Annotated in this window: 12 protein-coding genes and 1 pseudogene; 6 read left to right on the forward strand and 7 right to left on the reverse strand. The window is 73.3% G+C overall.

Features of this window, described 5'->3' with window-relative positions:
• Nucleotides 1–2: 2 nt before the first annotated feature.
• Both ABZW32_RS03150 and ABZW32_RS03155 read left to right on the forward strand, forming a co-directional pair.
• Nucleotides 3–1,826 carry an ABC transporter ATP-binding protein gene (locus tag ABZW32_RS03150; protein WP_356210432.1) on the forward strand — a complete coding sequence of 608 codons (1,824 nt, stop codon included), beginning with the start codon at nt 3–5 and terminating at the stop codon, nt 1,824–1,826.
• Entirely contained in the window at nt 1,823–3,604 is a 1,782-nt protein-coding gene (locus ABZW32_RS03155; RefSeq protein WP_356210434.1) for an ABC transporter ATP-binding protein, read from the forward strand. The genes ABZW32_RS03150 and ABZW32_RS03155 overlap by 4 nt, the downstream gene beginning before the upstream one ends.
• A 120-nt stretch (nt 3,605–3,724) precedes the next feature.
• On the opposite strand, the gene ABZW32_RS03160 is transcribed toward ABZW32_RS03155, so the two are convergent.
• Nucleotides 3,725–4,516 carry a metal-dependent hydrolase gene (locus tag ABZW32_RS03160; protein ID WP_356210437.1) on the reverse strand — a complete coding sequence of 264 codons (792 nt, stop codon included), beginning with the start codon at nt 4,514–4,516 and terminating at the stop codon, nt 3,725–3,727.
• A gap of 145 nt (nt 4,517–4,661) precedes the next feature.
• Between ABZW32_RS03160 and ABZW32_RS03165 the strand changes: the two genes are divergently transcribed.
• The 3 genes from ABZW32_RS03165 (at nt 4,662) to ABZW32_RS03175 (ending at nt 8,667) form a co-directional block, all read left to right on the forward strand.
• The gene (locus ABZW32_RS03165) at nt 4,662–7,184 is read left to right on the forward strand and encodes a DUF3516 domain-containing protein (protein ID WP_356210440.1); all 2,523 of its coding nucleotides are present in this window, start codon (nt 4,662–4,664) and stop codon (nt 7,182–7,184) included.
• Between the two features lie 88 nt (nt 7,185–7,272).
• Nucleotides 7,273–8,175, forward strand: coding sequence for an acyl-CoA thioesterase II (locus ABZW32_RS03170; RefSeq protein WP_266837259.1), 903 nt, complete (start codon nt 7,273–7,275; stop codon nt 8,173–8,175).
• A 90-nt stretch (nt 8,176–8,265) separates the two neighbouring features.
• Nucleotides 8,266–8,667, forward strand: coding sequence for a YchJ family metal-binding protein (locus ABZW32_RS03175; RefSeq protein ID WP_356210443.1), 402 nt, complete (start codon nt 8,266–8,268; stop codon nt 8,665–8,667).
• On the opposite strand, the gene ABZW32_RS03180 is transcribed toward ABZW32_RS03175, so the two are convergent.
• On the reverse strand, nt 8,631–9,749 hold the full coding sequence (locus tag ABZW32_RS03180) for a DUF6397 family protein (RefSeq protein WP_356210445.1): 1,119 nt from the start codon (nt 9,747–9,749) through the stop codon (nt 8,631–8,633). The genes ABZW32_RS03175 and ABZW32_RS03180 overlap by 37 nt on opposite strands.
• Nucleotides 9,750–9,935: 186 nt before the next feature.
• The gene (locus ABZW32_RS03185; RefSeq protein ID WP_042809302.1) at nt 9,936–10,334 is read right to left on the reverse strand and encodes a roadblock/LC7 domain-containing protein; all 399 of its coding nucleotides are present in this window, start codon (nt 10,332–10,334) and stop codon (nt 9,936–9,938) included.
• Between the two features lie 106 nt (nt 10,335–10,440).
• Here ABZW32_RS03185 and ABZW32_RS03190 point away from each other — a divergent pair, with 106 nt between their 5' ends.
• A complete protein-coding gene (locus tag ABZW32_RS03190; RefSeq protein ID WP_356210448.1) occupies nt 10,441–10,869 on the forward strand; it encodes a PPOX class F420-dependent oxidoreductase in 429 nt (142 codons plus the stop codon).
• Between the two features lie 2 nt (nt 10,870–10,871).
• On the opposite strand, the gene ABZW32_RS03195 is transcribed toward ABZW32_RS03190, so the two are convergent.
• The 4 genes and pseudogenes from ABZW32_RS03195 to ABZW32_RS03210 form a co-directional block, all read right to left on the reverse strand.
• On the reverse strand, nt 10,872–11,516 hold the full coding sequence (locus ABZW32_RS03195; protein ID WP_356210451.1) for an ATP/GTP-binding protein: 645 nt from the start codon (nt 11,514–11,516) through the stop codon (nt 10,872–10,874).
• Complete coding sequence (locus ABZW32_RS03200; RefSeq protein WP_266837270.1) at nt 11,516–11,896, reverse strand: DUF742 domain-containing protein; 381 nt, start codon at nt 11,894–11,896, stop codon at nt 11,516–11,518. The genes ABZW32_RS03195 and ABZW32_RS03200 overlap by 1 nt, the downstream gene beginning before the upstream one ends.
• Nucleotides 11,897–11,913: 17 nt before the next feature.
• Nucleotides 11,914–12,432, reverse strand: a complete 519-nt coding sequence (locus ABZW32_RS03205) for a roadblock/LC7 domain-containing protein (protein WP_356210454.1) — start codon at nt 12,430–12,432, stop codon at nt 11,914–11,916.
• Nucleotides 12,429–12,868: pseudogene (locus ABZW32_RS03210) on the reverse strand (ATPase); the annotation flags it as partial. The gene ABZW32_RS03205 and the pseudogene ABZW32_RS03210, both read right to left, overlap by 4 nt.

Here is a 12,868-nt window from a genome sequence, read left to right on the forward strand (position 1 = left end):
TCATGCAGATCAGTGATCTTCCGTATCCGGATCCCGGAGTACCGGACGCCCGCACCGGCCCGAGGTTCCTGCTGTGGCTGGGCCGGGGGCAACTCGGCGGCCAGGCCCGCAGCCTGGCCTGGGGGCTCCTGCACTTCGGCGGCGTCGCCGGACTGCCCTACGCCGTGGGACTCGGCGTGGACGCGGTCGTGCGCCGCGACGGCGGCGGGCTGCTCCGCGTCGGCGCGCTGCTCCTGCTGCTCGGCATCGCCATCTCGCTCGGCGACGCGATGCTGCACCGCACCGCCGTCACCAACTGGATCACGGCGGCCGCGCGGGTCCAGCAGCTGCTGGCCCGCAAGACCGCCGAACTGGGCTCCGCCCTGACCCGCCGGGTCGCGGCGGGCGAAGTGGCGTCCGTGTCAACGGGTGACGTCGAGAAGATCGGCTGGTTCGTCGAGGCCGTCTCCCGGTTCCTCGCCGCCGCCCTGACCGTCGTCGCGATCTGCGTCGGCCTGCTCTTCTACGCGCCCGCGATCGGCGGGGTCGTCGCCGTGGGCGTCCCGGTGCTCGCCCTGTCCGTCCTGCCGTTGCTGCCGCGCGCCACCCGGCGCGCGGACGTCCAGCGCGAGAAGGCGGGCAAGGCCACCGAGCTGGCCTCCGACACCGTCGCCGGCCTGCGCGTCCTGCGGGGCATCGGCGGTGAGGAACTCTTCCTCGGGCGCTACCGGGAAGCCTCGCAGGAGGTCCGCAGGGCCGCCGTGCGCAGTGCCAGGATGTGGGCGCTGATCGCGGCCGTGCAGGTCCTGCTCCCGGGCGCCCTGATGATCACGGTGGTCTGGTACGGGGCCGTCCTCGTGACGGACGGACGGCTCGTGGTGGGTGAACTCGTCGCGGCCTTCAGCGCGGTGGCCACGATGCTGTACCCGCTGCGGCACTTCCAGGAGATCGCGATGGCCTACTCCTTCTCCCGGCCCTCCGCCGCGCGGGCGGCGCGGGTGCTGTCGCTGACGCGCACCGGGGACGGCGGCCCGGCCGACGCGGGCGCGGCGGCTCCGGCGCCGGGCGGGGACCTGTACGACCCCGAGACGGGGGTGCTGGCCCCGGCCGGTGCCTTCACGGCGGTGGTGTGCGGGGACCCGGACCTGGCGGGCCGGCTCGCGGAGCGGCTGGGGGGGCATCCGACGGACTCCGTCGCCGGGGCGCGCTCCGCGCTGCTCGGCGGGGTCGCGCTGGACGAGCTCGCGCTGGACACGGCCCGCGAGCTGGTCCTCGTACAGGACAAGGACCCGGTGCTGCTGTCCGGAACGCTGCGCGAGCTGTTCGACGTACCGGCCTCCGGGTCCGTGACGCCGGCGGCGGCGCTGGAGGCCGCGCAGTGCGACGACGTCCTGGACGCGCTGCTGCAGTCGGCCCCCGACACGGTGCGGGACCCGATGGACGCCCGGATCACCGAACGCGGCCGCTCGCTGTCCGGCGGGCAGCGCCAGCGACTGGCGCTGGCCAGGTCACTGGTGACCGACCCGGAGGTGCTGGTGCTGGACGAGCCGACCTCGGCGGTGGACTCGCACACCGAGGCGCGGATCGCCGACGGGATCGCGGCCCTGCGGTCCGGGCGCACGACGGTGGTGCTGGCGTCCTCGCCACTGCTGCTGGACCGTGCCGACCGGGTCGTCCTGGTCCACGAGGGCCGGGCCCTGCCCGCGGGCACGCACCGCGAGCTGCTGCTCGGCGAGCCGCGCTACCGGGCGGTCGTCACCCGCGAGACGGACGAGGAACAGCGGCGCGCCGGGATCGGCCTGGCGGGGCCGGCAGAGGAACTCACAGGGATCGAGGAATCCGCATGATCAGCGTGGCGCCCCCGGAGTACGATCCGGCGGCCCCCGAAACGGCCGCGACCCTGCCCGTGGGCACGTCGGCGACCGTACGGGGCTATGTGCGCGGCCTGCTGCGCCGGCACCGGCGGGCCTTCGTGGTGCTGGTCGGGGTCAACGCGGTTGCGGTGGTCGCGTCGATGGTGGGCCCTTCCCTGCTGGGGCGGGTCGTCGACGAGCTGTCGTCGGGGGCGCGCGAGCTCCATCTGGGGCGCGTGGCGCTGCTGTTCGCGCTGGCACTGGCCGTCCAGACGTTCTTCGTACGGATGGTGCGGTTGCGCGGGGCGATGCTCGGCGAGGAGATGCTGGCCGATCTGCGCGAGGACTTCCTGGTGCGGTCGGTCGGGCTGCCCCCGGGCGTCCTGGAACGCGCCGGGACGGGCGACCTGCTCTCCCGGATCACCACCGACATCGACCGGCTGGGCAACGCGATGCGCGAGGCCGTGCCGCAGCTGACCATCGGCGTGGTCTGGGCCGGGCTGCTCTACGGGGCGCTCGTGGTCACCGCCCCGCCGCTGGCGCTGGCCGCCCTGGTGGCACTGCCGGTGCTGGTCGTCGGCTGCCGCTGGTACTTCCGTCGGGCGCCCTCGGCGTACCGCTCGGAGGCGGCCGGGTACGCGGCGGTCTCGGCGGCGCTCACGGAGACGGTGGACGCGGGACGGACCGTGGAGGCGCACCGGCTGGGGCACCGCCGGATCTCGCTGTCGGAGCGGCGGATCAAGGAGTGGACCGCCTGGGAGCGGTACACGCTGTACCTGCGGACGGTCCTCTTCCCCGTCGTCAACATCACCTACGTGACGATCCTCGGCGCCGTGCTGATGATCGGCGGGTACTGCGTGCTGCGGGGCTGGATGTCGGTCGGGCAGATGACGACCGGGGCGCTGCTGGCGCAGATGATGGTCGACCCGATCGGTCTGATCCTGCGCTGGTACGACGAACTCCAGGTCGCCCAGGTCTCGCTGGCCCGGCTGGTGGGCGTGCACGAGATCGAGCCGGACGCCGGGGACGGCGCCGTGGCCCCCGGGGGCCGGGAGGTGCGGGCGCAGGAGGTCCGGTTCGGCTACAAGGAGGGCGTGGACGTCCTGCACCGGGTGTCGATGTCCGTGCCGCCGGGCACCCGGATGGCGCTGGTCGGTCCCTCGGGCGCGGGCAAGTCCACCCTGGGCCGGCTGCTGGCGGGCATCTACGCGCCCCGGACGGGTGAGGTCACGCTCGGTGGCGCGAGGCTGTCGCGGATGCCGGCGGAGCGGGTGCGGGAGCACGTGGCGCTGGTCAACCAGGAGCACCACGTCTTCGTGGGATCGCTGCGGGACAATCTGCGTCTCGCCCGTTCGGGTGCGGCCGACACCGAATTGTGGGCGGCGCTGGACGCGGTGGACGCGGACGGCTGGGCGCGGGCCCTGGAGGCGGGACTGGACACCGAGGTGGGGTCCGGCGGGAGCGCGCTGACTCCGGCTCAGGCCCAGCAGATCGCGCTGGCCCGGCTGGTGCTGGCCGACCCGCACACGCTGGTGCTGGACGAGGCGACCTCGCTGCTGGACCCGCGGGCCGCCCGGCACCTGGAGCGTTCGCTCGCGCGGGTGCTGGACGGCCGGACGGTCATCGCGATCGCCCACCGGCTCCACACGGCGCACGACGCGGACGTGATCGCGGTGGTCGAGGCCGGCCGGATCAGCGAGCTGGGCTCGCACGACGAGCTGGTGGCGGCCGGTGGGGCGTACGCGGCCCTCTGGCGCTCCTGGCACGGCTGATCCGACCCGCGGCGCCCGGCTCCCGAAAGCCGGGGCCCGGGGAAGGCGGGGCCGGGGGGCCCGGGGCACCTGCCGGTCCCGGGCCTGCCTCCGGGGGCGTACGGTCCGGGGCGTACCGGTCTAGATGAAGCCGAGGGCCGCGGCTCCGCCGAAGCCGCCGAGGAGCATGAAGACCGGCATCAGGACCTTGAGCTCCACCCAGCTGCCGGCGCGGAAGCGCATCGCCTTCGGAGGGCCGATCGGGTACCAGCGCTTCCCCTTGATGGGGAGGGGCCACAGGATCGGGCAGCCGGAGACGGTGAGCGCGTCGCCGATGTCGTGGACGAGGGCTCCGAGCAGGATCGGCAGGCCGAGCCACAGGTACTCCTGGCCGGGGCCGGTGAACAGCCAGCCCGCGCCGTTGCCCGGCTGGTCGAGCACTCCGGCCAGGATCCAGGCGCTCGTGGCGCCGAGCAGCCAGACCAGGACGTCGCTGGACATCCGGGCCGCCCGCCACAGGAGGCCCTCGACGGCCAGCACCAGGTGGACGAAGAGCAGGGCGAGGACGCCCCAGCGGTCGGCGACGACCGCGAGCGCGGAGGATCCGGCGCCTATCAGGACCGCCCAGAGCCAGGTGTGGGTCAGGGTGCGGTGGCCCCCGGTGCGGCGGGCGTCGCGCGGGGCGCGGGTGGCTTTGTAGACGGCGTAGGAGATCTTGTCGACCACCTCGCACAGGCCCCGGGAGAGGGGGCCGAAGGCGCGCGAGATCGTCGCCGACTTGTGGTCGAGGTCGGGGGCCAGGGCCGCACCGGCGCATATGAGCGCGCCGACGACCAGTACGGGCCACGGCATCGGGTGGCCGGCTGCGGCCGTCGCCGCGCCCACCCCCAGCCAGGCCGCTGCCCCGGAGAGTGAGTGCGCCGGCCCCATCATGGTCTGTGTCCCGCCCCGGTCGTGTGTGGTCGGGCCCCGTCGAGCGTTTCGGTCGGGCCGCCTCGACGGCACAGCGTACCCGTGACGATCTTCGTCCCGGTGGCCGGTTCCCTCTTCCGGGCGGAAGCCAGGCAAGATGGGGGGTGTGACCCTCATTGATCAGCTCCCGCCGAACGCCGACCCCGACGCCCTCTTCGAGGCTTTCTCCTCGTGGGCGGAGGACCAGGGCATCACCCTGTACCCGGCGCAGGAGGAGGCCCTGATCGAGGTCGTCTCCGGTGCGAACGTGATCCTGTCGACCCCGACCGGCTCGGGCAAGAGCCTCGTGGCGGCGGGCGCCCACTTCACCGCGCTGGCCCAGGACAAGGTGACCTTCTACACCGCCCCGATCAAGGCGCTGGTGTCGGAGAAGTTCTTCGACCTGTGCAAGCTCTTCGGCACCGAGAACGTCGGCATGCTGACCGGCGACGCCTCCGTGAACGCCGACGCCCCGGTGATCTGCTGCACGGCCGAGGTGCTGGCCTCCATCGCCCTGCGCGACGGCAAGTACGCCGACATCGGCCAGGTCGTGATGGACGAGTTCCACTTCTACGCGGAGCCGGACCGCGGCTGGGCCTGGCAGATTCCGCTGCTGGAACTGCCCCAGGCGCAGTTCGTCCTGATGTCGGCGACCCTCGGCGACGTGAAGCGCTTCGAGGAGGACCTGACCCGGCGCACCGGGCGTCCGACGTCGGTGGTCCGCTCGGCGAGCCGGCCCGTTCCGCTGTCGTACGAGTACGTGACCACGCCGATCACGGACACCATCACGGAACTGCTGGAGACCCGGCAGGCCCCGGTCTACATCGTGCACTTCACGCAGGCCCAGGCGGTCGAGCGGGCGCAGTCGCTGATGAGCATCAACATGTGCACCCGCGAGGAGAAGGACAAGATCGCGGAGCTGATCGGCAACTTCCGTTTCACCACGAAGTTCGGCCAGAACCTCTCCCGTTACGTCCGTCACGGCATCGGCGTGCACCACGCGGGCATGCTGCCCAAGTACCGGCGGCTGGTGGAGAAGCTCGCCCAGGCCGGTCTGCTGAAGGTCATCTGTGGAACCGACACCCTCGGCGTCGGCGTCAACGTCCCGATCCGCACGGTGCTGTTCACGGCTCTCACCAAGTACGACGGCAACCGCGTCCGCACCCTGCGCGCCCGCGAGTTCCACCAGATCGCCGGACGCGCGGGCCGGGCCGGCTTCGACACGGCCGGCTTCGTGGTCGCACAGGCGCCCGAGCACGTCATCGAGAACGAGAAGGCCCTCGCGAAGGCGGGCGACGACCCGAAGAAGCGCCGCAAGGTGGTCCGCAAGAAGGCCCCCGAGGGCTTCGTGGCCTGGTCGGACACCACCTTCGAGAAGCTGATCGCCGCCGACCCCGAGCCGCTGACCTCGCGCTTCAAGGTCACCAACATCATGCTGCTGTCGGTCATCGCCCGGCCGGGCGACGCCTTCCAGGCGATGCGCCACCTCCTGGAGGACAACCACGAGCCGCGCAAGGCCCAGTTGCGGCACATCCGGCGGGCCTTCGCGATCTACCGTTCGCTGCTGGACGGCGGCGTGGTGGAGAAGCTCGACGCCCCCGACGCCGAGGGCCGCACCATCCGCCTGACCGTCGACCTCCAGCAGGACTTCGCGCTCAACCAGCCGCTGTCCACCTTCGCGCTTGCCTCCTTCGACCTGCTGGACCCCGAGTCCCCGTCCTACGCGCTGGACATGGTCTCGGTCGTCGAGTCCACCCTGGACGACCCGCGCCAGATCCTGGCCGCCCAGCAGAACAAGGAACGCGGCATCGCGGTCGGCGCGATGAAGGCCGACGGGATCGAGTACGAGGAGCGCATGGAGCGCCTCCAGGACGTCACCTATCCCAAGCCCCTGGAAGAGCTGCTGCTGCACGCCTACGACGTGTACAGCAAGAGCCACCCGTGGGTCCGCGACCACCCGGTCTCCCCGAAGTCGATCATCCGCGACATGTACGAGCGCGCGATGACCTTCACCGAGTTCACCTCCTTCTACGAGCTGGCCCGCACCGAGGGCATCGTGCTGCGCTACCTGGCGAGCGCGTACAAGGCGCTGGACCACACCATCCCCGACGACCTGAAGTCCGAGGACCTCCAGGACCTCATCGCCTGGCTGGGCGAGCTGGTCCGCCAGGTGGACTCCAGCCTGCTCGACGAGTGGGAGCAGCTGGCGAACCCGGAGGTGGAGACGGCGGAGCAGGCCCAGGAGAAGGCCGACCAGGTCAAGCCGGTCACGGCGAACGCCCGCGCCTTCCGTGTCCTGGTCCGCAACGCGATGTTCCGGCGGGTCGAGCTGGCGGCCCTGGACCACGTCAACGTGCTGGGCGAGCTGGACGCGGAGTCCGGCTGGGACGCCGACGCCTGGGGCGAGGCCATGGACGGCTACTGGGACGAGTACGACGACCTCGGCACCGGCCCCGACGCCCGCGGCCCCAAGCTCCTCCAGATCGAGGAGGACGCCGCCCACGGCCTGTGGCGCGTCCGCCAGACGTTCGCCGACCCGAACGGCGACCATGGCTGGGGCATCAGCGCCGAGGTCGACCTCGCCGCGTCCGACGAGGAGGGCCGGGCCGTCATCCGGGTCACCTCGGTCGGCGAGCTCGGGCTGCTCTGACCGAACCCCGCACTCCGCCGGCCGGTGCCCGCGCACCGCGCCGGCCGGACCCGCCGCACCCGCCGCACCCGACAGTGGAGAGCTGCTGATGACGAACCCCGCCGAGAGACTGGTCGATCTGCTCGACCTGGAGCAGATCGAGGTCAACATCTTCCGGGGCGCGAGCCCCCAGGAATCCCTCCAGCGCGTGTTCGGCGGACAGGTCGCCGGGCAGGCGCTGGTGGCGGCCGGCCGCACCACCGAGAGCGACCGGCCGGTCCACTCCCTGCACGCGTACTTCCTGCGCCCGGGCATCCCCGGGGTGCCCATCGTGTACCAGGTGGAACGGGTGCGCGACGGGCGCTCCTTCACCACGCGCCGGGTCACCGCGGTCCAGCAGGGCAAGACCATCTTCAATCTGACCGCCTCCTTCCATCACCCGGAGGAGGGCAGCATCGAGCACCAGCTGCCTCCCCGCCTCGATTTCCCCCATCCGGACGCGCTCCCGAAGGTCGTGGACGAGATCCGCGAGCACCTGGGCGCGCTGCCCGAGGCGCTGGAGCGGATGGCCCGCCGTCAGCCCTTCGACATCCGGTACGTGGACCGGCTCCGCTGGACTCCGGAGGAGCTCAAGGACGCCGATCCGCGCAGCGCGGTGTGGATGCGGGCGGTCGGCCCACTGGGCGACGACCCGCTCGTGCACACCTGCGCCCTCACCTACGCCAGTGACATGACCCTCCTCGACGCCGTGCGCATCCCCGTGGAACCGCTGTGGGGCATGCGCGGTTTCGACATGGCCTCGCTGGACCACGCCATGTGGTTCCACCGGCCCTTCCGGGCGGACGAGTGGTTCCTGTACGACCAGGAGTCACCCATCGCGCACGGTGGCCGCGGTCTGGCCCGTGGCCGCATCTACGACGTGGAGGGCAGGCTGCTGGTCTCCGTGGTCCAGGAGGGCCTCTTCCGCCCGTACCCGGCCGAGGCGGCCAAGCCGGCCGTGTCCCCGCAGTAGTCCCGTCGGCCTCCCCGCCGGCGGTTGCGCCGGCGGTTGCGTCCGTACGCCCGTCACCTCCCCTCCACTCCTCCGAAGAGCTGAGCGCACATGCCCACCCCGGTCCTCCCCTGCCCCTGCGGACTGCCCGCCGCCTACCCGGAATGCTGCGGCCGCTTCCACTCGGGCGCCCGGCAGGCTCCCACCGCGGAACTGCTGATGCGGTCGCGGTTCAGCGCGTTCGCGGTCGGCGACACCGCCTACCTGATGCGCTCCTGGCACTCCTCGACCCGGCCGGGCCGGCTCGATCTGGATCCCGAGCAGCGCTGGGAGCGGCTGGAGATCCTGGCCACCGAGCGCGGCGGGGTGTTCGAGACGGAGGGGTCGGTGGAGTTCCGGGCGCACTACCGGGAGGGCGGGCACACGGGTTCGCTGCGCGAGCACAGTGCCTTCTCCCGCGAGGCGGGCGCCTGGGTCTACGTCGGCCCCCTCTCCCCCGTCGAGTTCGACTGACCTTCCTCCCCCGTCGAGTCCGACCGGCCCCCGTCCCCGGTCGAGTTCCGCCGGCCCCGCGCCCCGGTCAGGGCGAAGTCGAGGCTGGCGCGGTACCAGTGCACCTCGTCCGGCGGCTCCGCCAGCAGCAGCGGCCCGGCCACGGCGGCCGCGGCCGGGACCTGCGGGTGGCCGTAGGGCGGGGGTGGCGCGAGCGCGGCGAGGACGATCCGTTCCGCCGGATCGGGGACGGCCTGACGCACCTGTTGTTCGGGGAGTACGGAGGCCAGCACGGCGGCCCGCTCCCACGGATCGGCGGTTCGTCTCAGCAGGAGCCCCACGTGCCGTCCGCGCCACCGGCGCGGGCGCAGATCCGCTTTGGCCTCCAGCAGCTCCCGGTCCCCCGGGGGCGCGGCCCCGCTCAGCAACCCCGGCTCCCGGGAGGCGAACTCCCTCAGCTCGGCGGCCAGATAGAGCCAGACGACGGCCCGGTAGCGGTTGATCCGGTAGCCGACGGGGGTGAGGTGCCCGCAGCGCGCGAGCCGGGTGAAGCGGCTCGGGCCGGTCCCCAGCGCCCGCGCCCCGGCGTCGGCGCCGGCCACGGTCTCGATCCGCTCCCGCAGTGTCCGCGGGTACCCCTCACCCGCCCTGACCCGGTCCAGTTCGGCGCGGGCGAAGCGGGCGGCTCCACCGGCCGCCCGCGGGCCGCACCGCACCAGCCCCAGCTGGACGGCACGGGCGAACTCGCCCCGGCGCAGCCCCAGTTCCCCGGCGGCCCGGACCGCGCTCAGCAGCTCCGGCGGCCGCGCGTCGACCGGCGTCCCGCCCGCGTCCCCGCCTCCGCCGGTGCCTGCGCCGGTGCCTCCGCCTCCGCCTCCGCCTCCGCCTCCGCCTCCGCCGAGGTCCCCGCCGAGGTCCCCGCCGACGCCCCCGCCGATGCCCCCGTCCCCGTACGGACCGGCCGGCGGCTCCGTGCGCGGGCGCACGCCCGGCCGCGCGCCCGCCTTCACGACCGGCTCCGCACCCACGCCCTCGGGCGCTTCCGCCGGCGCGTGCTCGGGCACTCCCGTGCCCACGGTCCCCCGCACGTCCGCGCGCGGCACGCGAGGATCCTCGCCCACCGGCCCGGACCGATCCCCTCCGTCCCCGTCGGCCGACACACACTCCAGCGCTCGCACCTTCATCACGGTCCTCCCCCACGAGTGGCGATCACTCTGTGTGAAGACCGTAACCCGGTGTGACGGATCCGCGCGAGGCCTGTGGACAACTCCGCGCCCGGCGCCCGCCGGTCAGCCCCCGGTGATCCGCCGCTCCGCGACCCCCAGGTGCTCCCCGACCCGGTTGACCAGCAGCGTCATCTCGTAGGCCACCTGGACGATGTCCGCCTCGGCGGCGCTCAGCGCGCACAGGGAACTGCCCGAACCCGCCGCGACGACGAAGAGGAAGCCCTCGTCGTACTCGACCATGGTCTGGCGCACCTCCCCCGCCCTGAAGTGCCGCCCCGACCCCTTGGCCAGGCTCTGCAGCCCCGCCGCGACGGCCGCGAGGTGCTCGGCGTCCTCGCGCGCCAGCCCGGCGCTCGCGGCAGTCACCAGTCCGTCGTTCGACAGCACCACCGCGTGGCGGACCTGCGGGACCCTGCGCGTCAGATCGTCCAGCAGCCAGTCGAGCTGCTTGTCCAGTGCCATTTCCAGCCCCTCCCCGTTGACGCGGCCGACGTGGCCGCGCCCCACCCCGCTTGGTCGTGCCGCAAGCCTTCCCCACCAGCCCCTTTCCGGCAAGGAGGATGGACCCATGGCACAGAAGATGACTCAAGAGGAATGGCGTGCGTTCGTCTCGCACTCCACCCGCACCGGAAAGCTGTCCACGGTCCGCGAGGACGGAAGCCCGCACATCGCTCCCATCTGGTTCGTTCTCGATGGTGACGCCTTCGTCTTCAACACCGGCAAGAACACCGTCAAGGGGCGGAATCTGGCCCGGGACGGCCGGGTCGCCCTCTGCGTGGACGACGACAGGCCGCCCTTCTCCTACGTCGTGCTCCAGGGGCGCGCCGAGATCAGCGAGGACCTGGAGGAGATGCTCCCCTGGGCGACACGGATCGGCTCCCGCTACATGGGCGAGGACCGGGGCGAGGCCTTCGGCCGCCGCAACGCCGTCCCCGGCGAACTCCTCGTCCGCGTACCCATCGACAAGGTGATCGCGACGGCCGGCATCGCCGACTGACGTCACACGGGATCGGCCTGCGACCCGACCGCATCGAGCAGCCGGGCGGTGTGCACCCGCCCGGCGTACTCGACGAGCCTGATCAGCACTTCCTTCCCCGAGTCCTTGTCGCGGGCGTCGCACAGCACCACCGGTGTCCCCTGCTCCAGGTCGAGGGCCCGTGCCACGTCGTTGGCGCCGTACCGCCGCGCGTCGGTGAAGCAGTTGACGGCCACCACGAAGGGGATCCGCCGGTGCTCGAAGTAGTCCACGGCCGGGAAGCAGTCCTCCAGCCGCCGGGTGTCGGCGAGGACCACCGCGCCCAGCGCGCCCAGCGCGAGCTCGTCCCACAGGAACCAGAACCGGTCCTGCCCGGGCGTCCCGAACAGGTACAGGGACAGGCCGGACCGGATCGTGATCCGCCCGAAGTCCATGGCCACGGTGGTCGTCGTCTTCTGGTCCACCCCGCCGGTGTCGTCGACCCGCTCGCCCGCCTCGCTCAGCAGTTCTTCGGTCCGCAGCGGCCTGATCTCGCTGACCGCGCCCACCAGCGTGGTCTTGCCGACGCCGAAGCCTCCCGCCACCAGGATCTTCAGGGCGAGCGCGGCCAGTTCCTCGTCCGTCGCGGAACCTCCCCGCCCCGCCGGTCCGTTGTCGTGCAGTCCCATCACAGCGCTCGCAATCCCTCGATGACTTCCCGCAGAATCCGCATCTCCGGCAGCCGGGCGGGCGGCACCGGGCGGCTGACCTTGACGTGCCCCGCCTCCAACAGGTCACCGAGCAGCACCCGCACCACCCCCACGGGCAGGTCCGCGTCGGCGGCGAGTTCGGCCACCGACTGGGTCTCGTCGCGGCAGCGCCCCAGCAGCGCCCGGTGCTCCGGACCGAGCAGCGCCTCCTCACCCGTGCCCTCGGCCGCCGGGTCCACCACGACCAGCGCGATGAGGTCGAAACGCACGCCGTGGGGCCCCGGTTTCGTGCGCCCGCCGGTCATGGCGTACGGGCGCACGAGCGGGCCCGCCTCGGCGTCGTACCACTGGTCGTCCATGCGCCGGACCGTCTCGCTCACCCTGCGGCCGGCGGGCGGACCGCGAACCGGGGCGGGGCGTACAGGTGCTCGCCGACCCGCTTGACCAGCCGGGCCATCTCGTAGGCGATCAACCCGATGTCGGCACCGGCCGCGCTGAGGACGGCCAGGCAGGAGCCGTCGCCCGCGGCCGCGACGAAGAGGTGGCCCTCGTCCATCTCCACCATCGTCTGGCGCACGCCCCCGGTGCCGAAGTGCCGGCCCGCGCCCTTGGCCAGGCTGTGGAAGCCGGAGGCCACGGCGGCGAGGTGCTCGGCGTCCTCCCGGCTCAGCGCACTGGAGGAACCCACGGCCAGGCCGTCGTTGGACAGGACGACGGCGTGCCGGACCTCGCGGACCCGCGTCACCAGGTCGTCCAGCAGCCAGTCCAGCTCCCCGGACCGGCGCCCCGGGTCGGCATCGACCCCACGGCCGATCCCGCGCCCGGCTGCTCCCCGGCCGGTCCCGTAGCCGGTCCCGTAGCCGGCTCCGTGGCCCGTCCCGTGGTGTTCGATCATCGCGCTTCTCCTTCGCTGCCCGTGTGAGGGCCGCCGTTCGGGTTCGGGTTCGGGTTCGAGGTCTCCTGGGTCCCGCGCGCCCAGCCCGCCCGGAAGGCGGCCATCCGGTCCCGGGCCTGTTCCGGGCTGCGGTCCGGGGGCTCCTCGTCGGTCCTGGCGCCGGGGGCCCCGGCCCCGGCCGCCTCACGCAGCTGCGGGACCAGGCTGGCCTGCCGTACCCGGCGCGGCAGTTCGGTGACCGACGCGGCGGTGAGGGCGGGGACCGGCACGGGTCCCGGGGCGGGGGCGGGCACCGGGTGCGTACGGGTGCCCGTGCCGGCGGGGCCGCGCGGCCGGAGGGGGGCGACCGGAGCGGGGCGCGACCCCTGCGGTCCGGGGGCGCCGGGCGCCGCGGAGACGGGGGCCGTGCCGGAGGCGGGCGCCGGGACGGGCGGCC

It is taken from the genome of Streptomyces sp. NPDC004667 (genome assembly GCF_040609475.1).
In the GTDB taxonomy this organism is placed as follows: domain Bacteria; phylum Actinomycetota; class Actinomycetes; order Streptomycetales; family Streptomycetaceae; genus Streptomyces.

Excerpts from the sequence above, each read along its gene's own strand:
- ABZW32_RS03150 (WP_356210432.1), top strand. The coding sequence starts at position 3 with ATGCAGATCAGTGATCTTCCGTATCCGGATCCCGGAGTACCGGACGCC.
- ABZW32_RS03155 (WP_356210434.1), top strand. The coding sequence starts at position 1,823 with ATGATCAGCGTGGCGCCCCCGGAGTACGATCCGGCGGCCCCCGAAACG.
- ABZW32_RS03160 (WP_356210437.1), bottom strand. The coding sequence starts at position 4,516 with ATGATGGGGCCGGCGCACTCACTCTCCGGGGCAGCGGCCTGGCTGGGG.
- ABZW32_RS03170 (WP_266837259.1), top strand. The coding sequence starts at position 7,273 with ATGACGAACCCCGCCGAGAGACTGGTCGATCTGCTCGACCTGGAGCAG.
- ABZW32_RS03175 (WP_356210443.1), top strand. The coding sequence starts at position 8,266 with ATGCCCACCCCGGTCCTCCCCTGCCCCTGCGGACTGCCCGCCGCCTAC.
- ABZW32_RS03185 (WP_042809302.1), bottom strand. The coding sequence starts at position 10,334 with ATGGCACTGGACAAGCAGCTCGACTGGCTGCTGGACGATCTGACGCGC.
- ABZW32_RS03190 (WP_356210448.1), top strand. The coding sequence starts at position 10,441 with ATGGCACAGAAGATGACTCAAGAGGAATGGCGTGCGTTCGTCTCGCAC.
- ABZW32_RS03195 (WP_356210451.1), bottom strand. The coding sequence starts at position 11,516 with ATGGGACTGCACGACAACGGACCGGCGGGGCGGGGAGGTTCCGCGACG.
- ABZW32_RS03200 (WP_266837270.1), bottom strand. The coding sequence starts at position 11,896 with ATGGACGACCAGTGGTACGACGCCGAGGCGGGCCCGCTCGTGCGCCCG.
- ABZW32_RS03205 (WP_356210454.1), bottom strand. The coding sequence starts at position 12,432 with ATGATCGAACACCACGGGACGGGCCACGGAGCCGGCTACGGGACCGGC.